Below are 22,877 nucleotides of genomic sequence, written 5' to 3' on the forward strand. Positions count from 1 at the left end.
CGCACCACAGGCCGGCCATCCCGTCGATCACCTTGTTGCCGTCGGAGTCCCACAGGTAGACGCCGTCGGCCTTCACGATCACGCGGCTGCCGGCGCGATTGAGCGCGCCCATGTCGGAGAACGGGTGAATGTGGTGCGCGGCGTCGAGCGCGCGAAAATCGGCAGTCGAGCGCGGCGGAAAAGCGTCGTTTCGATCGGTCATGTTTTCTCCGTCAAACAGCGCTGCACGCTTACACGTGCAGCAGCAAATGCCTGCGTTCCCACGAGCTGATCACGCGGAAGAACGCTTCGTATTCGGTTTCCTTCAATGCCAGGTAGGCCTTCACGAACTTGTCGCCGAGGATGCCGGCGAGCGGCTCGCACGCAGCCATCAGCGAGATGCCTTCCTCGAGGTTGCGCGGCAACTGATACGGCAGATCGTAGCCGTCCGATGCGATCGGCTCGGTCGGCGCCAGCTGTTGCGACATGCCGAGATAGCCGGCGGCGAGCGTCGCCGCGAACGCGAGATACGGGTTGCAGTCGACACCGGGAATCCGGTTCTCGATGCGCCGCGCGACGGGGCTCGACTGCGGGATGCGAAAGCCCACCGTGCGGTTGTCGTAGCCCCATTGCACGTTGATCGGCGCGGCCATGAAGCGCGACAGGCGGCGATACGAATTGATGTACGGCGCGAAGATCGGCATCAGCGCCGGCGTGTACTTCTGCAGCCCCGCCAGATAGCTGTGGAACAGCGGCGACACGGCGCCGTTCTCGTCGGCGAACAGATTGCGCCCGGTGCGCAGGTCCGCGAGGCTCTGATGAATGTGCATCGCGGAGCCCGGCTCGTTTTCCATCGGCTTGGCCATGAACGTCGCGTACATGTTGTGACGCAACGCGGCCTCGCGCACCGTGCGCTTGAACAGGAATACCTGGTCGGCCAGCGGCATCGCATCGCCATGCACGAAGTTGATCTCCATCTGCGCGGCGCCGACTTCATGGATCAGCGTCTCGATATCGAGGCCCTGCATTTCGCAGTACTCGTAGATGTCCTCGAACAGCGGATCGAACTCGTTGACGGCCTCGATCGAATACGACTGGCGGCCCGTTTCCGCCCGCCCCGTGCGGCCGACGGGCGGCCGCAGCGGCAGGTCGGGGTCGGCGTTCATGTCGACCAGGTAAAACTCGAGTTCCGGCGCGACGACCGGCTTCCAGCCCTTCGCCTCGTACAGGTCGAGCACGCGGCGCAGCACGTAGCGCGGCGAGATCTCGACCGGCGAACCGTCGAAGTGCACGCAATCGTGAATCACCTGCGCAGTCGGGTCGACCGCCCACGGGATCAGGCAGATCGTCGACGGGTCGGGCACGCACACCATGTCGGGATCGGTCACGCCGGTCAACGTGCCGTCCTCCGGATAGTCGCCGGTGACGGTCTGCACCATCACGGCCTGCGGCAGGCGCATCGATTCACCGGATTCGAACTTGTTGCGCGGAATGATCTTGCCGCGCGCGATGCCGGCCATGTCGGGAATGATCGCCTCGACTTCGGTGATGCGGTGCTGTCGCAGGAATTCGCTCAGTTCGGGTTGCATGATCGGCCTCGTGAGTCGATGTCGATATCGGATGCGGGCGGCGACGGCGTCGCGCCGCCGCCCGCATGAAGGCGATGCGTCATCCGCGCGCGGCACGCCGCGCCGAATGCCGCGAAGATGTCGCGCGACAGCGGCTGCTCCGCGTAGCGCCATTCGGGATGCCACTGCACACCCAGCACGAACGCGCGCGCACCGCGTACGCTGACGGCCTCGACGAGCCCGTCGGGCGCACTTGCTTCGATCGCGAGCCCGTCGCCCAGCCGCGCGATGCCCTGGTCGTGCAGCGAATTGACCGTCGCCTCTTGCGCGCCGCGCGCGACCCGCTGCAGCAGGCCACCGGGAGCGAGCTGCACGACGTGCGCGGGACCGTACTGCCGTTCGAGCGGATCGTCCGCCCGTTCGCGATGGTCGTCGAAGCCGGTCGTCGCATGCAGCCGCTGATGCAGCGTGCCGCCGTACGCGACGTTCAGCTCCTGCATGCCGCGGCAGATGGCGAGCACGGGCACGCCCGCGTCGATCGCCGCGCGGATCAGCGGCAACGCGGTCGCATCGCGCGCCGGATCGTGCAACGTGTCGGGCGCGCTCGCGGCGCCGCCGTAGCGATGCGGCTCGACGTTCGAATAGCTGCCGGTCAGCAGCAGCCCGTCGATTGCCGCGACGATCGCGTCGGCCGGCTGCCGCGCGCCGAGCGCGGGCAAGACGAACGCGAGCGCGCCGGCGCCGTCGACGACGGCGGCAAGGTACTTCTCGCCCGCCGTGTGGTTCGGGTGGGCGCCGCGCAGGATGCGGTCGGCGGTGACGGCTACGATCGGGCGGGCACGCATCGGCGTCTCTCCGGTCATGGCGCGCGACATGCTTGCGCGCGCAACGATGCAGGTTCACGGGCGCGCCGCACGCGCGCGCCATCGCGCGGCGCAAGCGCAGGCGCGATCGTGCCGCGCGGACGCCGCGGCAACGGGCGATGCGACCCGGGACGGAAGCGGAAACGGACGCTAGGGCAACAACGATGCGCTGCCGTCGCACTGCACCGCGCTGAACAGGTGTGCGGTCGCGAGATTGAAGCGGCGCGGGCCGCGATGGGAAATGGCGAAGAAGCGAGGCTCGCGTAGCGGGACGGCGCGCGTGCCGCGCTCAGCATGCCGGTTCGGCCCGGCCTGAGGCGGCGCGCCCGCCGACGGACTTCGCGTCCGGCGTATCGAAGGGCTGGCGGCTTTCACGATCGTACTCGACTGACTGATGGAGGCAGGACACGTGTCGCTATGCCGCGTGGCGACACGTCAGCAAGATGTCTCGTAGCGAATGCCGGCGCAGTCCGGCCATCGTCGATGGCCTTGCCGCCGGTACGCGCGTGACGACTTCCTGACATTCAGCTTATATCACCTAAAAATTGCGTCAAATTTTCAGGGGCCGATGACGACCTCGATCAGACGAAAAAAACGGCATCGATCAGGCGGATCGATGCCGTTTTGTGCATTGCGTCGGCTTGCCTGCTGCGTGCCGACGGGGCGACGCGCACTGCTCCGCCGCGCTGCCGCATGAAGGCGGCCCGTGCTCAGCGATGCGCGAGCGCGGTTTCGACGAGCGTCTGCAGCAGCGGCACGATCCGCGCTGCCCGCGCTTCGTCGTACGCGTACGGACGCGTCTCCTCCATGTAGGTGATCTGCGACAGCTCGAGCTGCACGGCCTCGACGCCGGTCTCGGGCACGCCGTAGTGACGCGTGATGTAGCCGCCCTTGAAGCGGCCGTTCGCGACGGCCGTGTAGCCGCCGTGTGCGAGCACGCGCGCCGCCAGCGCCTCCGCGAGACCGGGCGCCGCACTCGCGCCGCTCGACGTGCCGAAGTTGAAGTCCGGCAGGCGGCCGTCGAAGAAACGCGGCACGTGCGAACGGATCGAATGCGCCTCCCACACGAGCACGCGACCGTGTTCGCCCTTCAGGCGCGCGATCTCGCGTTGCAGCGCGTCGTGATACGGCAGCCAGTAACGGTCGCGGCGACGCATGATTTCGTCGTTGCCGGGCAGCGCGTTCGCCGGATACAGCGGCGCCTTGTCGAACGTATCGACCGGCACGAGTCCCGTCGTGTCCTGCCCCGGATACAGGTTCTCGTTGTCGGGCGGACGGTTCAGGTCGACGACGTAACGCGCGTGCGACGGCACGAGGATCGATGCGCCCAGATCGGCCGCGAAGCCGTACAGCCGCTCCAGATGCCAGTCGCAATCGTCGACGAAGAGCGCGTCGGGCGTCATCGTCGCGGCGATGTCGTCGGGGATGTGCGTGCCTGCATGCGGAATCGAGATCAGCAGCGGCAGCGTGCCCTGCTTCAGCGTGAATACAGCCGGTTGTTCAGTCATGTCGCCTCACCGTAAGAGTCGGCCGGCGCACCGTGCGCCGGTTGCCGCGCGTTCAGCGCAGCAGTTGCGCCAGCGCGGCGCGGTAGTCGGCATACGCGGCGGCTTCGTCGCGATGGCGGCGGCCGCTCACGACGCACTCGCCGCCCGTGTAGACGTCGAGCACCGGCGTGTCGCCATGCTCGGCGAACACGATGCCCGACAGCCATGCGGCGCTGTCGTGTTCGGCGATCGCCGGATGATCGGGATCGAGCACGAGCCAGTCGGCGCGACAGCCGGCGCGCAGCGCGCCGATGCGCCGCCCGCTCGCCTGCGCGCCGCCCGCGAGCGACGCATCGAACAAGCGATCGGCGACGTGCGCCTGCGACGCGCTCGCCAGCACGTTGCGCGCGCGGTGCACGAGCCGCTGCCCGTATTCGAGCAGGCGCAGCTCCGAGCGCCAGTCGACCGACGCGTGGCTGTCCGAGCCGACGCCGATCACGCCGCCCTGCGCGAGATAGTCGACGGCCGGAAACACGCCGTCGCCGAGGTTCGCTTCGGTCGTCAGGCACAGCCCGGCGACCGCGCGACGCTTCGCGAGCGCCGCCGTCTCGGCCGCATCGACGTGCGTCGCGTGCACGAGGCACCAGCGCGCATCGACGTCGAAGCGATCGAGCAGCCATTGGACCGGGCGTGCGCCGTAGGCGCGCACGCAGTCGTCGACCTCGGCCGTCTGCTCGGCGATGTGGATATGAACGGGCGCATCGTCGGGCAGCCCGTCGAGCAGCGCACGCAGCCCGTTCTCGGACACCGCGCGCAGCGAATGCGGCGCGACGCCGTAGCGCAGCCCGCCATGCTCGGGCGCGGCGCGACGCATCGCGTCGAGCAGTTCGAGCACGCCGTCGGGCGTGTTGATGAAGCGGCGCTGGTCGTCGCGCGGCGGCTTGTTGCCGAAGCCGGCGAACTGGTACGACACGGGCAGCATCGTGATGCCGATGCCGGCCGCCCGCGCGGCGTCGATCACACGTGTGCCGAGCTCCGCGATTTGCGGATAGCGCGAGCCGTCCTGCGCGTGATGCACGTAGTGGAATTCGCACACCGACGTGTAGCCGCACTTGAGCATCTCGACATACAGCCAGCGCGCAATCGCCGCGAGCGCGTCGGGCGTGATCTTCAGCGCGAAGCGGTACATCAGGTCGCGCCAGCTCCAGAAGCTGTCGGCGGGATTCGCGCGGTATTCGGTAAGCCCCGCCATCGCGCGCTGGAATGCGTGCGAATGCAGGTTCGGCATGCCGGGCAGCACCGGCCCGGCCGCGCGCGCGACGCCGGCCGGTGCGTCGGTATCGGGCGTCACGTCGGTCAGCGTGCCGGCCGCGTCCCAGCGCAGCAGCACGTTGCGGCGCCAGCCATCGGGCAGGTAGGCATGGTCCGCGAACAACAGGGTGTCGGTCATTGCGTATCCTCATCGACCGGATCGAGCGCTTGAGCAATCTCGTCCGGGTGCCGCGGCCGGCAGACGCGAGCGCGTCGCGCCTGCGCCTGCCTCGCGGCGATCGACCGGCGTGCGCCGTTGCGCACGGGTCCGGTCCCCTGCAAAGCGTCGGCCGGGCCGATACGTCACGTACCCGGCCCGGTTCTTCGCAAAAACTATCCGTTCATCCGGCGAAACACGGTCGTGCCGCCGCGTACGACCTGCTCGCACAGCGGCCGGCCGATCCAGTACGCCAGTTCCGCCAGCGAGCCGACCGCCCACACGGCGAAGTCGGCCTGGCGACCGACCTCGAGCGCGCCGTGGCGATCCGCGCGGCCAAGCGCCGCGGCTGCATGGCGCGTAACGCCCTGCAGCACCTCGGGCACCGTCATGCGGAACAGCGTGCAGCCCATGTTCAGCGTCAGCAACAGCGATTCGAGCGGCGACGTGCCGGGGTTGTGATCGGTCGCGAGCGCGATCGGCACGCCGTGCTTGCGCAGCAGCTCGATCGGCGGCAATTGCGTTTCGCGGATGAAGTAGTACGCGCCGGGCAGCAGCACGGCGACCGTGCCGGCCGCCTTCATCGCCTCGATGCCGGCTTCGTCGAGAAATTCGAGGTGGTCGGCCGACAGCGCGCGGTAACGCGCGGCGAGCGCCGTCCCGCCCGCATTCGACAGTTGCTCCGCATGCAGCTTCACCGGCAGCCCGCGCCGCGTCGCGGCCTCGAACACGCGCTCGGTCTGCGCGAGCGAAAAGCCGATGCGTTCGCAGAACACGTCGACCGCGTCGACGAGCCCTTCGTCGGCCAGCGTCGGCAGCATCCGGTCGCACACTTCGTCGATGTATTCGTCCGCGCGGCCCGCGTATTCCGGCGGCAGCGCATGCGCGCCGAGGAAGGTCGTATGGACGGTGACCGGGAAGCGCTCGCCGAGCTGGCGCGCGACGCGCAGCATCTTGCGCTCGCTCGCGAGGTCGAGCCCGTAGCCCGACTTGATCTCGATCGCGGTCACGCCTTCGGCGAGCAGCGGCTGCAAGCGCGCGGCGGCCTGCACGAACAGCGCCGTCTCGTCGGCCGCGCGCGTCGCGCGCACCGTCGACACGATCCCGCCGCCCTGCCGCGCGATTTCCTCGTAGCTCACGCCCGCGAGGCGCTGCGCGAATTCGTCGGCGCGTGTGCCGCCGTACACCAGATGCGTATGGCAGTCGACGAGGCCCGGCGTGACCCACGCGCCGTGCAGGTCCTCGCGCCGCCAGTGCGCATAGTCGTGCGGCAGCGCGGACAATGCGCCGAGCCACGCGATCGTGCCGGTTTCGTCGACGGCGATCGCCGCGTCGTCGATCGTCTCGTCGGGATGGCCGTGCGGACACAGCCTCAGGTGATGCCAGACAGTCGGTTTCATGCGTTCAGTCTCGTTCGCCGACGGCAAGCGACACGGCGAGCAGCGCGCCGCCTCCGCTCACGACGACGTCAAACGCACGCCGCGGCCCGTCGAGCCGCAACGTGTCCATTTCTTCCAGCGCATAGTGCGCGCCGTCGATGTCGACGCCCACCGTACCGGCCGCGCAAAACAGCAGCACGGTATCGGCGCGCTCGATGCGGTGCGTGCCCTCGGGCCATACGTCGACCGACCCGCGCGCGGCCGAACGGCGCGTCATCAGGTTGAAGTCGCGCGTCGCGCCGTCGTGCAGCGTCGCGTCGATCGCCGTCTCGCCCGCGAAATCCGCGCGGGCCAGCGGTGCGTCGAGCACGTGCCGCGTGCCGCCCGCTTCCACGAGCGTCATCCCGGCGCCGGACAACAGCACAAGCGTACGGTCGACGCCGTCGAAACGCGAGAACGGCCCGGCCGTGCCGACGTCCGCGACGCTCACGCGCCACGCGAACGCATCGAGTGCCGCGCCGGGCGGGAACGCGCCGATCTCGCGCGTCACCCCGCCGCCGTTCTTCCACGGCGACGCAACGAGATCCGCGGCGCGGATCAGCGCGGCGGCCAGCGTTGCGTTCACCGGCGCCTGGTCGAGCGCCGCCATGCTCAGCGGCCGAGCATCGGCAGCTTCAGGCCGGCTTCGCGGGCCGTCTGCTGCGCGAGTTCGTAACCGGCATCCGCATGACGCATCACGCCCGTGGCCGGATCGTTCAGCAGCACGCGACCGAGACGTTCATGCGCGTCGGCCGTACCGTCGGCGACGATCACGACGCCCGAATGCTGCGAGAAGCCCATGCCGACGCCGCCGCCGTGGTGCAGCGACACCCACGATGCGCCGCCCGCGGTGTTCAGCAGCGCGTTCAGCAGCGGCCAGTCGCTGACGGCGTCCGAGCCGTCCTTCATCGATTCCGTCTCGCGGTTCGGGCTCGCGACCGAACCCGTGTCGAGGTGGTCGCGACCGATCACGATCGGCGCCTTCAGTTCGCCGTTCTTGACCATCTCGTTGAACGCCTGGCCGAGGCGGAAGCGATCCTTCACGCCGACCCAGCAGATCCGTGCCGGCAGGCCCTGGAACGCGATGCGCTCACGCGCCATGTCGAGCCAGTTGTGCAGGTGCGGATCGTCGGGGATCAGCTCCTTCACCTTCTGGTCGGTCTTGTAGATGTCTTCCGGATCGCCGGACAGCGCGACCCAGCGGAACGGGCCCTTGCCTTCGCAGAACAGCGGACGGATGTACGCCGGCACGAAACCGGGGAAGTCGAACGCGTTCTCGACGCCCATTTCCAGCGCCATCTGGCGGATGTTGTTGCCGTAGTCGAGCGTGGCCGCGCCGCGCTCCTGCAGCGCGAGCATCGCGCGCACCTGGACGGCCATCGATTGCTTCGCGACCTTCACGATGCTCTGCGGATCGACCTTCTGCGCCTCGCGCCATTGCGCGACGGTCCAGCCTTGCGGCAGATAGCCGTTGATCGGATCGTGCGCGCTCGTCTGGTCGGTCACGCAGTCGGGCGTAATGCCGCGCGTGACGAGTTCCGCGAACACGTCGGCCGCGTTGCCGAGCAGGCCGATCGACACCGGCTTGCCGGTGCGCTTCGCTTCCTCGATCATGCCGAGCGCTTCGTCGAGCGTCGTCGCCTTCTTGTCGACGTAGCGCGTCTTCAGGCGGAAGTCGATGCGCGTCTCGTCGCATTCGACCGCGATCATCGAGAAGCCGGCCATCGTCGCGGCGAGCGGCTGCGCGCCGCCCATCCCGCCCAGGCCGCCCGTCAGGATCCAGCGGCCCGACGGATCGCCGTTGAAGTGCTGGTTCGCGACCGAGAAGAACGTTTCATAGGTGCCCTGCACGATGCCCTGGCTGCCGATGTAGATCCAGCTGCCGGCCGTCATCTGGCCATACATCATCAGGCCCTTGCGGTCGAGCTCGTGGAAGTGATCCCAGTTCGCCCAGTGCGGCACCAGGTTCGAATTCGCGAGCAGCACGCGCGGCGCATCCTTGTGCGTGCGGAACACGCCGACCGGCTTGCCCGATTGAATCAGCAGCGTTTCGTTTTCCTCGAGATCCTTCAGCGATGCGAGGATCTGGTCGTAGCATTCCCAGTTGCGCGCGGCACGCCCGATGCCGCCGTACACGACGAGCGCATGCGGATGCTCGGCGACTTCCGGGTCGAGGTTGTTCTGGATCATCCGGTAGGCCGCTTCGGCCAGCCAGGTCTTGCAGGTCTTCTCGCTGCCGCGCGGCGCGCGGATCGTGCGCGTCGGATCGAGGCGGGGATCGATGTGTTTCGGATGGTTCATGACGACTGCTCCCGAAGGAAATTGAAGATCAAATAGGAATCAGAAATGCCCGGTGAAGCGATAACGGCTGCCGGGATGCCACAGATTCGCCACCGAGGCGACGACGCCCTGCGACCAGGTGCGCCGATGTAAAACCAGACACGGCTCGACGTCGTCCATCCGCAGCTGCTCGCGCCGCTCCGGCGCCGGGGCCGCCGCTTCGATCCGGTACTCGACGCGCTGCAGCGGCGCCGCGCGCATCAGGTACAGGTTCGGCGTCGTGTTCGTGAAATCCTGCTCGGCGTAATCCGGCGCGACCGCCGGATTCACCCATCGCTCTTCGAGCTGCACCGGCTCGTCGTTCTCGAAGTGCAGCACCTGCGAATGAAACAGCTTCGTGCGCACGGCCACCTGCATCTCGTCGGCAAGCGCTTCGTCGGCGCGGATCGTGTCGAGCCCGAGCACGCTGGCGCGGTACGCATGCCCGCGCGCGCCGACCTCTTCCGAGATGCTGCGAATCGCGACCAGCGTCGACTCGTACTTCGGCCGCGCGACGTAGGTGCCCGCGCCCTTCATGCGCGTGAGCACCTGCTCGGCCGTCAACTCGCGCAGCGCGCGGTTGACGGTCATGCGCGCCACCTTGAATTCGCGCGCCAGCTCGTTCTCGGACGGCACCTGGTCGCCCTCCTCCCACTCGCCGGCGTGAATGCGGCCCAGGATGAAATCCTTGATCTCCTGGTAGACCGGCGCGCTCATCGGCTTACTGTTCCGATGCGAACGAGAACGGCGCGACCTTCGCGAACGCGCGCTCGCCGACCAGCTTCGCGATCACCGCGATGTCCGGCGCGAAGTAGTGGTCGAGTTCGTAGTGCGCGACCTTGCCGCGGATCGTCTCCATCACCGGCGCGAGCTTCGGGCTCGTGTGGAACGGCGCGCGCAGGTCGACGCCCTGTGCGGCGGCCAGCAGTTCGATCGCGAGGATGTGCTTCGTGTTGTCCGCGATGTCGGCGAGCTTGCGCGCGGCGAACGTCGCCATCGACACATGGTCTTCCTGGTTCGCGGAAGTCGGCAGCGAGTCGACCGATGCCGGGTGCGCGAGTGTCTTGTTTTCCGATGCGAGGGCGGCGGCCGTCACGTGCGCGATCATGAAGCCGGAGTTCACGCCACCGTCCTTCACGAGGAACGGGGGCAGGCCCGACAGCGTCGCGTCGATCAGCAGCGCGATGCGGCGTTCGGCCAATGCGCCGATTTCCGCGGCTGCGAGCGCGAGGTTGTCGGCCGCGAACGCGACGGGCTCGGCGTGGAAGTTGCCGCCCGACAGCACTTCGCCGGTGTCCGGGAAGATCAGCGGATTGTCCGACACGGCGTTTGCTTCGACCAGCAGCACGTCGGCCGCGTGACGCATCTGGTCCAGGCATGCGCCCATCACCTGCGGCTGGCAGCGCAGGCTGTACGGATCCTGCACCTTGTCGCAGTCGCGGTGCGACTGGTTGATCGGCGAGCCTTCGAGCAGTTCGCGGTACGACGCGGCCGCGTCGATCTGGCCTCGATGGCCGCGCAGTTCGTGGATGCGCGCGTCGAACGGCTTCACCGAGCCGGCGGCCGCGTCGACCGACAGCGCGCCGGCGACGAGCGCGGTGCGGTACAGGTCTTCGATCGCGAACATGTTGTCGAGCGCGAGCGCGGTCGACGCCTGCGTGCCGTTCAGGAGCGCGAGGCCTTCCTTCGCCTGCAGCGTCAACGGCGCGAGGCCGGCGACACGCAGACCGTCGAGCGCGCTCGCGCGTTCGCCGCGGATGAACACTTCGCCGACGCCGAGCAGCACGGCCGACATGTGCGCGAGCGGCGCGAGGTCGCCCGAGGCGCCGACCGAGCCTTTCACCGGGATCAGCGGCAGCACGTCCGCGTTGAAGAGGGTGATCAGCGCATCCATCACTTCGCGACGGATGCCCGAGTGGCCACGGCCGAGGCTCGACAGCTTCAGCGCCATCAGCAGGCGCACCGACGAGCGCGCCATCGGCTCGCCGACGCCGACCGCGTGCGACAGCACGAGGTTCTTCTGCAGCAGTTCGAGCTGGTCGTGCGGGATGTGGGTGCTCGCCAGACGGCCGAAGCCCGTGTTGATGCCGTAGGCCGGCTCGCCCTTCGCGGCGATATCGGCAACGGCCTTCGCGCCCGCGTCGATCTTCGCGAAGCTGGCCGGATCGAGTTTCAGCTGGACGGATTCGCGTGCGATCCGGCGCAGTTGCGGGAGGGTCAGATGGCCGGGGGTCAACGTAATCATGTGAGCAATCCTGTCTAGACAAGTTCGGGATGGATTGAAGTGTAGCCATCGGAACTTGTCTAGACAACCCGTTTTTTATTATTCCGGTCTCGGGAGTTTCCCTGATGTCCGGCACGGCCCGCCGGCGTGGCCGGCGTGATCCGGTTTTTAACGTATGTTGCAATCATTTTTTATTTGGCAACATACGAATCAACATTCGCCATGGAGACCGTCATGCCCTTCCCGTCACGATTCGCCGCCCGCCTCGGCCGCCCCCTGCTCGTCGCCGCGTGCGCACTCGCGTGCGGCGCGTCCGTCGCCGCCGAGCCGCTGTCCGGCACGCTCGAGAAGATCCGGCAGGCCAACCTGATTTCGATCGGCCATCGCGAAACGTCGGTGCCGTTCTCCTATGTCGACGCGGGCGGCAAGGTCATCGGGTTCTCGCAGGATCTGTGCGACCGCGTGATCGCCGCGGTGAAGGCGCGCACCGGCAAGCCCGACCTGCAGGTGCGCTTCATTCCGGTCACGTCGCAGAACCGCATTCCGCTCGTGCAGAACGGCACCGTCGATCTCGAATGCGGCGTGACGACCAATCTCGCCGCGCGCCACGCGCAGGTCGCGTTCTCGACCACCTTCTTCGTCGCGACGACGCGCCTGCTCACGCGCACGAGTTCGGGCATCCGCGACTTCCCCGATCTCGCCGGCAAGACGGTCGTGACGAACCAGGGCACGACGTCCGAGCGCCTGCTGCGCAAGATGAACGAGGAAAGGAAGGTGAACATGCAGATCATCAGCGCGAAAGACTACGGCGAAGGACGCCTCACGCTCGAATCGGGCCGCGCGGCCGCGTACATGATGGACGACGTGCTGCTCGCGGGCGTGCGCCAGCTCGCCGCGAAGCCGGCCGACTGGCAGCTCGTCGGCACGCCGCAATCGTCGGAAGCCTACGGGTTCATGCTGCGCAAGGACGATCCGCAGTTCAAGGCGCTCGTCGACGGCGTGCTCGTGCAGTTGATGAAAAGCGGCGAGATCAACGCGCTGTACGACAAATGGTTCATGAAGCCGGTGCCGCCGAAGGGGCTGTCGTTCGACTTCGCGATGAGCGACGTGATCAAGGCGCGCTATGCGGCGCCGAACGACGCGCCGCTCGAGTAAGCGCCGCGCGTCGCGCCCGGCTTACGCGCGCGTCCACGCGACGCACGCCGCGTAGCCGGGCGCCGCGTCGAGCCATGCCGCATCGAACGCCGTGACGCCGGCGGCGGGCGCGGTCGCGTCGACGATCGTCGTCGCGGGTGTCGCCGTGTCGCGCGGCGGCACGACCGCGAACGCGCGCAGCCCGCCGACGATGCCGGTGCCGAGCGCCTTGAGCAGCGCCTCCTTCGCGGACCACACGCGCATGAATTCCCCCTCGCGCGCGCCGGGCGGCAGACCGTCGAGATACGCGATCTCGGCGGGTGCGCACACTTCGCGCGTCAGCGTGCGCCAGTCGGTCACGCGGTTGCAGCCCTCGATATCGACGCCGACGCGGCCCGCCGGCGCCCACGCGATCAATGCATGATCGCCCGCGTGCGACACGTTGAAGTCGAGCGACGCGCGATGCGCAGGGTCCAGCGACGGCCGCCCCGCTGCGTCGACGACGATCTCGACCGCGCGCGGCCCGATGCCGAGCGCCGCGCCGAGCACGTCGCGCAGCGCGGCGCGCGTCGCGGCGCTGCGCACCGCATCCTCGTGCCGCAGAAAGCGCGCGGCGCGGGCGCGCTCGTCGTCGCTCAGCGCCGCATACGCGGGCGACACGACCGGCACGCGCCAGTCGAAATCGACGCGCGCGACCTGCACGCGGGCGCGCGCCGCGGCGGGCGGCACGTCGAGCGCGTGCACGCGCCACGCGCGGGGCGTTTCGACGGGAGAAGCGGGATCGGACGGAATGGACATCGGCGCGCGGCAGCCTGTGCGTTGGAGCGAAACGTCCGATGTTAATCGATCGCGCCGACCCGCGGCCGCTGCCGCCTGATCGGGACGCAGACAGGGATGGCGCATTGCGTGCGTATGCGCCCGCTTACCCGCTCGCGGCCCTGCCCGGCACGCCGCTCCCCGTCACCCGCCCGCGCGACGCCGGGTGCAGCGCATGCACGACGCCCGGCGCATCGGCCGGCAGCACGCCGTGTTGCAGCCAGTACAACGCGACCGGCCACAGCGTGTCGGTGAGGCGGCTGTGGAAAAACGCGAAATGGCCGATCTCGGCGACGCCGATGTCGGTCGGCGCGATCCGCAGATGCGTCACGTTGCTGCCCGTGTAGTAGCCGACCAGCCGCTCGATCGCGGCGACCGTGCCGAACGCGTCGTCGTCAATGCCGACCGCGAGCATCGGCGCCGACAGCCCCGCGAACCGCGCCGGCAACGCGGCACGGCTCGCCGCGCCGTCGTCGAACACGCTGCCGAGGTAGCCGTCCTCGAAACGCGGCCGCGACCGCGCCCACGACAGCGCGATGCCCCGCGGCGTATCCTCCATCCAGCCGAGCCGCTTCGCGGGCACGTAGCCGCACACGGCGGCGAGCGCGGGCATCGCGACATGCCACTTCCACCACATGCGGCGCCGCTCGGCCGGCAGATAGTCGCGCCAGTACGCGTACTGCGCGCCGACGGTCACCGCATGCCGCACGTGCACGTTCGACGCCGCGAGGCCGAGTACACAGCCGCCGATGCTGTGCGCGACCACGTCGAGCGGCTGGCCCGGAAACGCGTCGCGCGCATAGTGCAGCGCGGCTTCGCAATCGAGCCGCCCCCAGTCGAGCCAGGTCGCGCGCAGCTTCGCCAGCCGCGCCGGGCGCGATCCGCCGATGCCGCGATAGTCGTAGACGAGCACGTCGCGTCCTTGCGCGAACAGCCAGGCGGCGAAACGAAAGTAGTAGTCGCAGCGCACCGACGTCGCGCAATTGACGACCGTCACGGGCCGCACGCCGCCGCCGCGATGGCGCCAGACGTGGCCGCGCAGTTCGTAACCGTCCGCCGCGCGCAGCGTCACGGGTTCGGGCGGCAACGCGCCCGCCGCGCGACTGCCCTGCGAGGCTCCGCTTTCCTCGTTCGAAATCGTCATCGTGTCTCCTGTCGACCCCAGTTAGCGCTTCAGCGCTTACTGCGATCCCATGGATAGCGGTCGGTCCGAGTTGGCGCTTCAGCACATACTCAGCCCCCTCCTCCGCGATCAACCCGCCTCCATTGAACTTGACGCGTGCCGCGTTCTCAACCAATCTTGCTGCTCCGTTCGCATGAGTCACGCGCATGTCAACGCCACTCGTCCGTCTCCCGTCGCTCGATCTCGTCCGCGGTTTCGTCGCCGTCGGCCGCCGCATGAGCATCACGCTCGCCGCGCAGGATCTGTGCGTCACGCAGTCGGCGGTCAGCCGCCAGGTCCATGCACTCGAGGCGCATCTCGGCGTCGCGTTGCTGCAGCGCGGCTACCGGAAGATTTCATTCACGCCGGAAGGCGAGCGGCTGTTCCGCGTCGCCGACGCGGCGCTGCACGGCCTGCAGGACACCGTCGCGTCGCTGGCCGCCGCGCGCGAGCGCCAGCCCGTGACGATCACCGCCAGCATCGGCGTGACCGCGCTGTGGCTGCTGCCGCGGCTCGGGCGGCTGCAGGCACGGTTGCCCGGGATCGATCTGCGCGTCGCCGCGAACGACAAGGTACTCGATTTGCGCACCGAGGGCATCGACCTCGGCATCCGCTATTGCCCGCGCGAGCGCGCGCCGGCCGGCGCGCTGCGCCTGTTCGACGAGATCGTCGTGCCGGTCGCGCATCCCGCGCTCGCCGCGCGGCCGGTCACGAGCGCGGCCGCGATCGCCGGTCACGTGCTGCTCGAATTCGACGGGCCGCCGCAATCGCAATTGCAGTGGCACGCGCACCTGCACGCGGCCGGGCTCGGCGACGCGCGCCCGAAAGGCGTGCTGCGCTTCAACCAGTACGACCAGGTGATCCAGGCCGCGATCGCCGGCCAGGGCATCGCGCTCGGCCGGCTCGCGCTCGTCGCGCCGATGCTCGCCGACGGCCGGCTCGCGGTGCTCGGACCGCACACGCGGACGCTGTCGGAAACGTACGGCTACTGGCTGTTCCAGCACGATCCGGCCCCGCGTCGCGAGGTCGCCGACGTGCGCGACTGGATGCTCGCCGAAGCGGCGGAATGCGATGCGGCGATGCACGCGCACGATACGACGACGGCCTGAGCCGACGGCGGTGCGGTTGCGCGTGAGCCCGGCGGACACCGCCCGTTCGCATTCCCTTGACGCATGGCAACCTGACCGAATGATCGCTTGAACGACGGCCGCCCTGCTCGTCTAATCGGATCGAGCGCGACCGTTTCGCCGCGCGCCTTCATCCGGAGACACGCATGACCCTGATCGAGCAGGAAGTCCGGCGCCGCTGGCTGCCCGTGCTGGCAGGCGGCCTGATCATGGGCGCCGCGCTCGGCATCCGCCACGTGCAGGGCCTGTTCCTCGCGCCCGTGTCACTCGACCACGGCTGGTCGCGCGAGGCGTTCGGGCTCGCGCTGGCGCTGCAGAACCTGATCTGGGGCGTCGCGCAGCCGTTCACCGGAATGATCGCCGACCGTTTCGGTTCGGTGCGCGTGATCGTCGCCGGCATGCTGCTGTACGCGGCCGGGCTCGTGACGATGGCGCATGCGGGCACGACCGGCCTGTTCACGGTCGGCGCCGGGCTCGTGATCGGCGTCGCGCTGTCGGGCTCCGCATTCGCGTCGATCTACGGCGCGCTGAGCCGCCTGTTTCCGCCCGACCGGCGCGGCTGGGCGCTCGGGGTCGCCGGCGCGATCGGCGGGCTCGGCCAGTTCTGCATGGTGCCCGTCGCACAGGAACTGATCGGCGGCATCGGCTGGCGGCACGCATTCATCGCGCTGGCGCTCGTCGCCGCGCTGCTCGCGCCGCTCGCCGGGCTGCTGCGCGACCGGCCCGCACAGGTGGCGGGCGCCCCCGCCGGCCCCGACCAGTCGATCGGCGAAGCGGTGCGCGAAGCGTTCGCGCATCGCGGCTTCTGGCTGCTGAACGCGGGCTTCTTCGCTTGCGGCTTCCAGCTCGCGTTCATCGCGACGCACCTGCCCGCTTACCTGCTCGACCACGGGCTGCCTGCGCGCCACGCGAGCGTCGCGCTCGCGCTGATCGCGCTGACCAACGTGGCCGGCACCTATGCGTGCGGCCATCTCGGCGGGCTGCTGCGGCGCAAGTACGTGCTGTCGGTGCTGTACCTCGTGCGCGCGTTCGCGATGACTGCATTCGTCGCCGCGCCGCTGTCGCCCGCGAGCGTCTACGTGTTCGCGGCCGTGATGGGATTCACGTGGCTCGGCACGGTGCCGCTGACGAACGGCGTGATCTCGCAGGTGTTCGGCGTGCGCTACATCGCGACGCTGTTCGGCTTCGTGTTCTTCGGGCACCAGCTCGGCAGCTTCTTCGGCGTGTGGCTCGGTGCAATCGTGTACGACGCGACGCACTCGTACATGCCGCTGTGGATCGGTTCGATCGCGCTCGGCGTGCTCGCGGCGCTGCTGCACCTGCCGATCGACGACGCGCGCGTCGCACGCCCGGCATCGGGCCGCGCGGCGTGGGCGTGATCCGCGCGGTGCTGGCCGCCGGCACGCTCGCGTTCGTCGCGTGGTGCGGCGCGGCCTACTTCGACTCGGGCGTCGCATACGCGCTGCTCGAGCACGTCGCATTCTGCAATTGATACGGCAAACCGGCGCGTGCGGTCAGCGGCGCTTCGGCAACGCGGCCAGCGCATCGAGCGCTCGGGCGCGCGCGGCCGCGTGCTCGACGAGCGGCGCCGGATAGTCGACGCCGAGCCGTACGCCGGCCGCCTCGAGTTCCAGCGGCGACGCTTCCCACGGTGCATGGATCGACGCATCGTCGAGGCCGGCAAGCTCGGGCACCCAGCGCCGCACGTACGCGCCGTCCGGGTCGAACTTCCGCCCCTGCGCGACCGGATTGAAGATGCGGAAATACGGCGCGGCGTCGGCGCCGCAGCCGGCCACCCATTGCCAGCTCGCCGCGTTGTTCGCGGGATCGGCGTCGACCAGCGTGTCGCGGAACCACGCTTCGCCCGCGCGCCAGTCGATCAGCAGGTGCTTGATCAGGAACGACGCGACGACCATCCGCACGCGGTTGTGCATCCAGCCGGTCGTCCACAGCTCGCGCAGGCCCGCATCGACGAGCGGATAGCCGGTTCGCCCGCGCTGCCACGCACGTAACGCGGCGGGATCGTCGCGCCACGGCATCGCATCGAACTGCGCGCGGAAGTTGTCGGTCGCGAGCGCCGGGAAGTGATACAGCAGCGTGTAGCTGAATTCGCGCCAGCCGAGCTCGCTCAGGAACTTGTCGGCGTGCGTCGCGTATGCCGCGCCGCCTGCGTGCGCGGCGCCCTGCACCGCCTGCCACACCTGTCGCGGCGACACGTTGCCGAAGCGCAGGAACGGCGATAGCCGGCTCGTCGCGGGGCGATCGGGACGGTCGCGCGCGTCCGCATAGCCGGCGAGCGCGGTCGTCACGAACGTGTCGAGCTGCGCGTGCGCGCCGGCTTCGTCGGGCGCCGGCCACGCATCGCGCAGGCCGCCGGCCCAGTCCGGCGCATGCGGACGCAACGCAAGTGCGTCGAGCGCCAGCGCGCGGTCGCGCACGACTTTCGGCCACGGATGAAACGCGATCCGCTCGGGTGCCGGCAACGGCGCCGCGACCGTGCGATCGCGGCGCGCCGCGCGCCAGTACGCGGTGAAGACCTGATACGGGCCGCCGCTACCCGTCAACACCTCCCACGGCTCGTTCAGCAGGCTGCCGTTGCTGCTCTCGACCGTCACGCCGCGCGCCTTGAGCGACGCCTTCAGCGCCGCGTCGGCGTCGCGCTGCGGCTGCGCATAGCGGCGGTTCCAGTACACGGCCGCCGCGCCCGTGTCGCCGACGATGCGCTCGATCTCGCGCTGCGCGTCGCCGCGCAGCAGCAGCAGGCGCCCGCCATGCCGCGCGAGCGCCGCGTCGAGCCCGGCCAGCGCCCCGTGCAGCCACCAGCGCGCCGCGCCGCCGAGCGCGGGCCCGGCGCCAGCGCCCGTATCGTCGACGAACACGCAGACGAGCGGCCGGCCGGATTCGACCGCGCGCGTGAGCGCGGGCTGATCGGTCACGCGCAGATCGTCGCGGAACCAGACGATCGCGGGAGCAACGGACGTCTTGGCAGACACGGGCAGGCACCTCGATGATGAAAGCAAAAGGAGACGCGTATTGTCGCGGCTGCGCTGCGCGGTGTCGACGCCGGTCGTCACGGCCGGCCGCCACCGCGACGCCGCACGCGAACGAACGATCCGCTTCGATCCAAAGCAGGTCGCGCTGCCGGACGACGGCCTCGCGCCCCGCATGTTGCTCCGACTGTGTTGCACGTCGACCGGCTCGTGCATACCGCGCACCGCGCATGGCCGACGCAACGCCGGACACATCGATTCACGCCACGACGGCCCGACAAGCGACCGTGCCCGCCGGTGCAGCCGGCTTGATCCGTCAACGATGCGTCGTGTCAATCGAGCCGGAACGCGGCCTCGAAGCGCTCGGCGAACGCATCGAACTCGGCTTCCGGCAGATGGTTGATGCCGCCTGCGCATTTGCGCCCGCCGCCGGTGGCGAAGCCGCGGCAGAACTCGTCCGCGCCGATCGGCCGGCCGTCGGGCACGCGTACGCTGACGACGAGCCCGCCGCCCGCGCGCGGCGACAGCACCGCGAGCGCCGCATGCGGCGCGTCGCGCATCCGCTCGTTCGCGAGCATGCCGGTTGCGCGCCGCGCCCACGGATGATCGGGCATCCGGACCAGCGTCGCGCCGGGCACCTCGCGCAGCGGCGCGAGCGCGCATGCACGCGCCATGTCGTCGCGGTAGCCGTCGCGCAACGCGGCGAACACGGCCGTCCCGCGCACGAAATCGAGCGGCTCGGCGCACGGCAGCATGGCGTCCGCGAGCGCCGCCGGATCGAAGTGCAGATCGCCGACGCATTCGCCGTAAGCGTTGTAGTTCAGATAGCGCCCGAGTTCGGCGAGCACGCCACGCTCGGCTTCGTCGACGCCGTGCTCGCGCGCCAGCGCGTCGCCGAGGGCCGGCAGTTCATCCCCGAATGCCGCGACGATCGCCCAGCGCACGTACCGGCCGCCGAGATAGCGGTTCACGATCGCGCTCGTGCAGACGTCGGCCGCCAGGTCGATATGCGCGTCGAAGCGCGGATGGTCGGGCAGCGCGCCGGCGAAGTGATGGTCGAAGTAACGGACCGTCGCACCGTCGCGCAGCAGCCGCGCGCACGCGTCGCGATTCTGGTCGTGCGACACGTCGAGCACGGTGACGAGGTCGCCCGCGCCCGCGTCGATACGCTCGAGCAGCCTGATGTCGCGCTTCACGCCGGTCACGAGCGTACCGTGCACGCGTTCCGCGAGCCGCAGTTGCTGAAGCGCGCACAGGCCGTCCGCGTCGCCGTTGAACGCGAAGACATGCCGCGCGTACTGGTTGTCCTGCATGATCCGTTGCTCCATCGTCCGCGCCTGAAATCCGCCGTTCGCGCGAGTGGCGTGCACGCCGCACCCGCGCGCCCGATATTTTGCCGCAACCGCGCGCGCCTTCGATACGGCGTAGCGGCGCTGCCCTGCAAACGGCTTGCGGGTCGCCTGCATGTCGTTCGTCACGATCGCGCTGTTCTCGCTTCGCGCGCGCCACGACTTCCTGCCTGTGCGTCGTCGTCCGAGACACGCGGATATCGGGCACCGCCCCGTCGAGGTCGGTTTTCTCGCCCGGCTTCCCAAACGTACCAAGCCCGAACGCGCCGCCTCGATCGCGAGTTCTCACGCCGAGATGGGGCCGCTTCGCGCCTGGCAGTCGGTGCGACGTCGCTTCGAGTCATAAGTCATCGGATGTGAAAACGAGCGCTTACCCTCGTCCGATTTCTCGCAAGTCGGGAGGATTTCCGGGTAAACCCGCGACGTCATCGCCCGCGCACCGGCGTACCATGTCGTACGACGACATACTACATAAGCCGCCACCCCAGACGCCGACGCGGGCTGCCGCCCCGCCGGCCATCGCCCGCCCGGAGACAGACACCGTTGAACCCGCCCTCGTCCGCCCTGCCCGGCCGCGACCCGCTCGCGTCCGCCGTCTCGAAAGTGAAGTGGCACGTGCTGCCGCTCGTGCTGATCATGTTCATCGCGAACTACATCGACCGCGTAAACGTCGGCTTCGTCGATCGCCATCTGGAAGCGTCGATCGGCATCGGCGCGGCCGCGTACGGGCTCGGCGCCGGGTTGTTCTTCGTCGGCTACGCGCTGTTCGAAGTACCGTCGAACCTGCTGATGCAGCGCTACGGCGCGCGCATCTGGCTCGCGCGGATCATGGCGACGTGGGGCATCGTCGCGGCCGCGATGGCGTTCGTGTGGAACGACACGTCGTTCTACGCGCTGCGCTTCCTGCTCGGCGCCGCCGAGGCCGGCTTCTTCCCCGGCGTCGTGCTGTATCTGTCGCAATGGCTGCCGCCGCGGGAACGCGGCAAGGCGATGGCGATCTTCCTCGGCGGCTCCGCGTTCGCATCGGTGCTGTCCGGGCCCGTCACCGGCGCGCTGCTGTCGATCCGCGGCTTCGGCCTCGCGGGCTGGCAATGGATGTTTCTGATCGAAGGGCTGTTCTCGGTTGCGCTGTGCGGCGCGAGTTGGCTGCTGCTGAAATCGCATATCCGCGACGCGACGTGGCTCACGCCCGAAGAACGTACGGCGCTGCAGAACGCGCTCGACGACGAACGCGCGGCGCGCGACGTCCGCTCGAACGTGCCGGTGCGCGCGACCACGCTGCTGCGCGACCCGCAGATCATGCTGTTCTGCTTCCTGTACTTCTCGATCCAGCTGACGATCTACGCGGCCACGTTCTGGCTGCCGACCATCATCCGCAAGATGGGCGGCCTCACCGATTTCCAGGTCGGCCTGTACAACACGATTCCGTGGATGATCGCGATCGGCGCGATGTACGGCTTCGCGGTGCTGTCGTCGAAGTGGAAGCATCCGCAGCGCTGGCTCGCGTGTGCGCTCGTGCTCGCCGCGTGCGGGCTGTTCGCGTCGACGTCGCCGAATCCGGTGTGGTCGTTCGCGTCGATCTGCTTCGCCGCGCTCGGCTTCAAGGCCGCATCGTCGCTGTTCTGGCCGATTCCGCAGGGCTATCTCGACACGCGCGTGGCCGCGGCCGTGATCGCGCTGATCAACTCGGTCGGCAACCTCGGCGGCTTCGTCGCGCCGACGGCCTTCGGCTATCTGAAGCAACATACGGGTTCGATCACGGGCGGGCTGTATGCGCTCGCGATCGCATCGCTCGTCGCCGCGGTCGCCGCGCTGTTCGCGCGCACGCAGCGGCGCAGCGATCCGCCGCACGGCCGGCCGGCCGACGAATCCTTCACGCACGCCTCGATGCTCCGCCATGCCGAACACTGACCGCCTGACCGTCGTCGTCTCGAATGCCGTCGACGGCGACCTCGCCACGTTCTCCCTCGCCGGCGACGGCACGCTCGCGCCGCTCGCCCGCTATCCGGCCGCCGACGTCGCGATGCCGATCGCCGTGCAGGCCGACCGCGCGCGGCTCTACGTCGCGACGCGCGGCGAGCAGCCGACGATCGTCGCGTTCCGCGTCGCCGCCACGGGCGCGCTCGTGCGCATCGGCACGACCGCGATCGATGCGAGCCATGCATACCTGTCGCTCGACCGCAGCGGCCGCTGGCTGCTCGGCGCGTCGTACGGCGGCAGCTCGCTGAGCCTCTACGACGCGGCGCGCGTGCGCGACGGCGACGGCACGCCGCTGCAAGTCGCGGGCGGCATCGCGAACGCGCATGCGGTGATCGTGTCGCCGGACAACCGCTTCGCGTACGTCAGTTCGCTCGGCTCGGACCGCGTGTTCGGCTTCGCGCTCGTCGAGGACGCCGCCGGCGCGCGCGCGGTCGAACATGGCGAAACACGCGTGCCGGCCGGCTTCGGCCCGCGTCACCTGCGATTCGCGGATGGTGGCCGCACGCTGGTCGTCGTCAGCGAATTCCAGGGAACGCTCGCGACCTTCGCCCGCGACACCGACACCGGCCGGCTCGGCGATCCGCGCGTGAGCGCACGCCATCCGGCCGTCGCCGAACTCGCGCAAGGCCATGCGCGCCCGCCCGCCCCGGCCGAACCGTCGGTGTGGGCCGCCGATCTGCACCTGACGCCCGACGAGCGCTTCGCGTACGTCAGCGAGCGCACGTCGAGCCGGTTGCTCGGCTATCGCCGCAACGAAGACGGCTCGTTCGAGCCCACCCACGCAACACCCACCGAGACCCAGCCGCGCGGGTTCGCGATCGATCCGTCCGGACGCTGGCTCGTCGCCTGCGGCGAACAGTCGGAACACGTCGCGGTATATGCGATCGCGCCGGACGACGGCACGCTGTCGCTGCACACGCGCGTGCCGGGCGGCCGCGGCGCGAACTGGATCGCGATTGTCTGAAGGTCTGAAAAAGATCCGGCGCCTGCGAA

The 22,877-nt window shown here is 69.4% G+C and carries 20 protein-coding genes and 1 pseudogene; 7 read left to right on the forward strand and 14 right to left on the reverse strand.

Annotated elements, in window-relative coordinates:
• The 10 genes and pseudogenes from QZM72_RS34045 to hutH all read right to left on the reverse strand — a co-directional run.
• A pseudogene (locus QZM72_RS34045) lies at positions 1-202 on the reverse strand (aspartate aminotransferase family protein); the annotation flags it as partial.
• 28 nt (positions 203-230) lie between these two features.
• Entirely contained in the window at positions 231-1,568 is a 1,338-nt protein-coding gene (locus QZM72_RS34050) for a glutamine synthetase family protein (RefSeq protein ID WP_301740288.1), read from the reverse strand.
• Positions 1,553-2,392, reverse strand: a complete 840-nt coding sequence (locus QZM72_RS34055) for a gamma-glutamyl-gamma-aminobutyrate hydrolase family protein (RefSeq protein WP_301740289.1) — start codon at positions 2,390-2,392, stop codon at positions 1,553-1,555. Before QZM72_RS34055 ends, QZM72_RS34050 begins: the two co-directional genes overlap by 16 nt.
• Before the next feature lie 728 nt (positions 2,393-3,120).
• Positions 3,121-3,918 (reverse strand): N-formylglutamate deformylase, encoded by a 798-nt coding sequence (gene hutG, locus QZM72_RS34060; RefSeq protein WP_301740290.1) that lies wholly within the window; start codon positions 3,916-3,918, stop codon positions 3,121-3,123.
• A 52-nt stretch (positions 3,919-3,970) separates the two neighbouring features.
• On the reverse strand, positions 3,971-5,347 hold the full coding sequence (locus tag QZM72_RS34065; RefSeq protein WP_301740291.1) for a formimidoylglutamate deiminase: 1,377 nt from the start codon (positions 5,345-5,347) through the stop codon (positions 3,971-3,973).
• Positions 5,348-5,541: 194 nt separating this feature from the next.
• The gene (gene hutI / locus QZM72_RS34070) at positions 5,542-6,765 is read right to left on the reverse strand and encodes an imidazolonepropionase (protein ID WP_089467845.1); all 1,224 of its coding nucleotides are present in this window, start codon (positions 6,763-6,765) and stop codon (positions 5,542-5,544) included.
• Positions 6,766-6,769: 4 nt separating this feature from the next.
• Positions 6,770-7,393, reverse strand: a complete 624-nt coding sequence (locus QZM72_RS34075; RefSeq protein ID WP_301740292.1) for a HutD family protein — start codon at positions 7,391-7,393, stop codon at positions 6,770-6,772.
• 2 nt (positions 7,394-7,395) lie between these two features.
• Entirely contained in the window at positions 7,396-9,084 is a 1,689-nt protein-coding gene (hutU, locus tag QZM72_RS34080; RefSeq protein ID WP_301740293.1) for a urocanate hydratase, read from the reverse strand.
• A 39-nt stretch (positions 9,085-9,123) separates the two neighbouring features.
• A complete protein-coding gene (gene hutC / locus QZM72_RS34085) occupies positions 9,124-9,819 on the reverse strand; it encodes a histidine utilization repressor (protein WP_085043442.1) in 696 nt (231 codons plus the stop codon).
• A gap of 4 nt (positions 9,820-9,823) precedes the next feature.
• Positions 9,824-11,347 (reverse strand): histidine ammonia-lyase, encoded by a 1,524-nt coding sequence (hutH, locus tag QZM72_RS34090; protein ID WP_089467847.1) that lies wholly within the window; start codon positions 11,345-11,347, stop codon positions 9,824-9,826.
• Between the two features lie 213 nt (positions 11,348-11,560).
• On the opposite strand from hutH, the gene QZM72_RS34095 reads away from it, so the two are divergent.
• Positions 11,561-12,481 (forward strand): glutamate/aspartate ABC transporter substrate-binding protein, encoded by a 921-nt coding sequence (locus QZM72_RS34095; protein ID WP_301740294.1) that lies wholly within the window; start codon positions 11,561-11,563, stop codon positions 12,479-12,481.
• Positions 12,482-12,502: 21 nt separating this feature from the next.
• On the opposite strand, the gene QZM72_RS34100 is transcribed toward QZM72_RS34095, so the two are convergent.
• Both QZM72_RS34100 and QZM72_RS34105 read right to left on the reverse strand, forming a co-directional pair.
• On the reverse strand, positions 12,503-13,258 hold the full coding sequence (locus tag QZM72_RS34100) for a 4'-phosphopantetheinyl transferase superfamily protein (protein WP_301740295.1): 756 nt from the start codon (positions 13,256-13,258) through the stop codon (positions 12,503-12,505).
• Positions 13,259-13,382: 124 nt separating this feature from the next.
• The gene (locus tag QZM72_RS34105) at positions 13,383-14,420 is read right to left on the reverse strand and encodes an alpha/beta fold hydrolase (RefSeq protein WP_301740296.1); all 1,038 of its coding nucleotides are present in this window, start codon (positions 14,418-14,420) and stop codon (positions 13,383-13,385) included.
• Positions 14,421-14,605: 185 nt separating this feature from the next.
• Between QZM72_RS34105 and QZM72_RS34110 the strand changes: the two genes are divergently transcribed.
• The 3 genes from QZM72_RS34110 (at position 14,606) to QZM72_RS34120 (ending at position 17,057) form a co-directional block, all read left to right on the forward strand.
• Positions 14,606-15,547, forward strand: a complete 942-nt coding sequence (locus QZM72_RS34110) for a LysR substrate-binding domain-containing protein (RefSeq protein WP_089467850.1) — start codon at positions 14,606-14,608, stop codon at positions 15,545-15,547.
• A 164-nt stretch (positions 15,548-15,711) separates the two neighbouring features.
• On the forward strand, positions 15,712-16,944 hold the full coding sequence (locus tag QZM72_RS34115; RefSeq protein ID WP_089467851.1) for an MFS transporter: 1,233 nt from the start codon (positions 15,712-15,714) through the stop codon (positions 16,942-16,944).
• Positions 16,935-17,057, forward strand: coding sequence for a hypothetical protein (locus tag QZM72_RS34120; RefSeq protein ID WP_256979655.1), 123 nt, complete (start codon positions 16,935-16,937; stop codon positions 17,055-17,057). Before QZM72_RS34115 ends, QZM72_RS34120 begins: the two co-directional genes overlap by 10 nt.
• 22 nt (positions 17,058-17,079) lie before the next feature.
• Here the strand turns inward: QZM72_RS34120 and QZM72_RS34125 are convergent, their stop codons facing one another.
• Positions 17,080-18,558: a deoxyribodipyrimidine photo-lyase gene (locus tag QZM72_RS34125; RefSeq protein ID WP_301740297.1), complete on the reverse strand. Its 1,479-nt coding sequence runs from the start codon at positions 18,556-18,558 to the stop codon at positions 17,080-17,082.
• 329 nt (positions 18,559-18,887) lie between these two features.
• The gene (locus QZM72_RS34130) at positions 18,888-19,868 is read right to left on the reverse strand and encodes an acetyltransferase (RefSeq protein WP_301740308.1); all 981 of its coding nucleotides are present in this window, start codon (positions 19,866-19,868) and stop codon (positions 18,888-18,890) included.
• Between the two features lie 151 nt (positions 19,869-20,019).
• Here QZM72_RS34130 and QZM72_RS34135 point away from each other — a divergent pair, with 151 nt between their 5' ends.
• The 3 genes from QZM72_RS34135 to QZM72_RS34145 all read left to right on the forward strand — a co-directional run bounded on the left by QZM72_RS34135 (position 20,020) and on the right by QZM72_RS34145 (position 22,848).
• Positions 20,020-20,250, forward strand: a complete 231-nt coding sequence (locus tag QZM72_RS34135; RefSeq protein ID WP_301740298.1) for a hypothetical protein — start codon at positions 20,020-20,022, stop codon at positions 20,248-20,250.
• A gap of 197 nt (positions 20,251-20,447) precedes the next feature.
• Complete coding sequence (locus QZM72_RS34140) at positions 20,448-21,815, forward strand: MFS transporter (protein ID WP_301740299.1); 1,368 nt, start codon at positions 20,448-20,450, stop codon at positions 21,813-21,815.
• Positions 21,802-22,848, forward strand: a complete 1,047-nt coding sequence (locus QZM72_RS34145; protein WP_301740300.1) for a beta-propeller fold lactonase family protein — start codon at positions 21,802-21,804, stop codon at positions 22,846-22,848. The genes QZM72_RS34140 and QZM72_RS34145 overlap by 14 nt, the downstream gene beginning before the upstream one ends.
• Positions 22,849-22,877: the final 29 nt, after the last annotated feature.

The organism is Burkholderia sp. AU45388 (assembly GCF_030481585.1).
Taxonomy (GTDB): Bacteria; Pseudomonadota; Gammaproteobacteria; order Burkholderiales; family Burkholderiaceae; genus Burkholderia; species Burkholderia sola.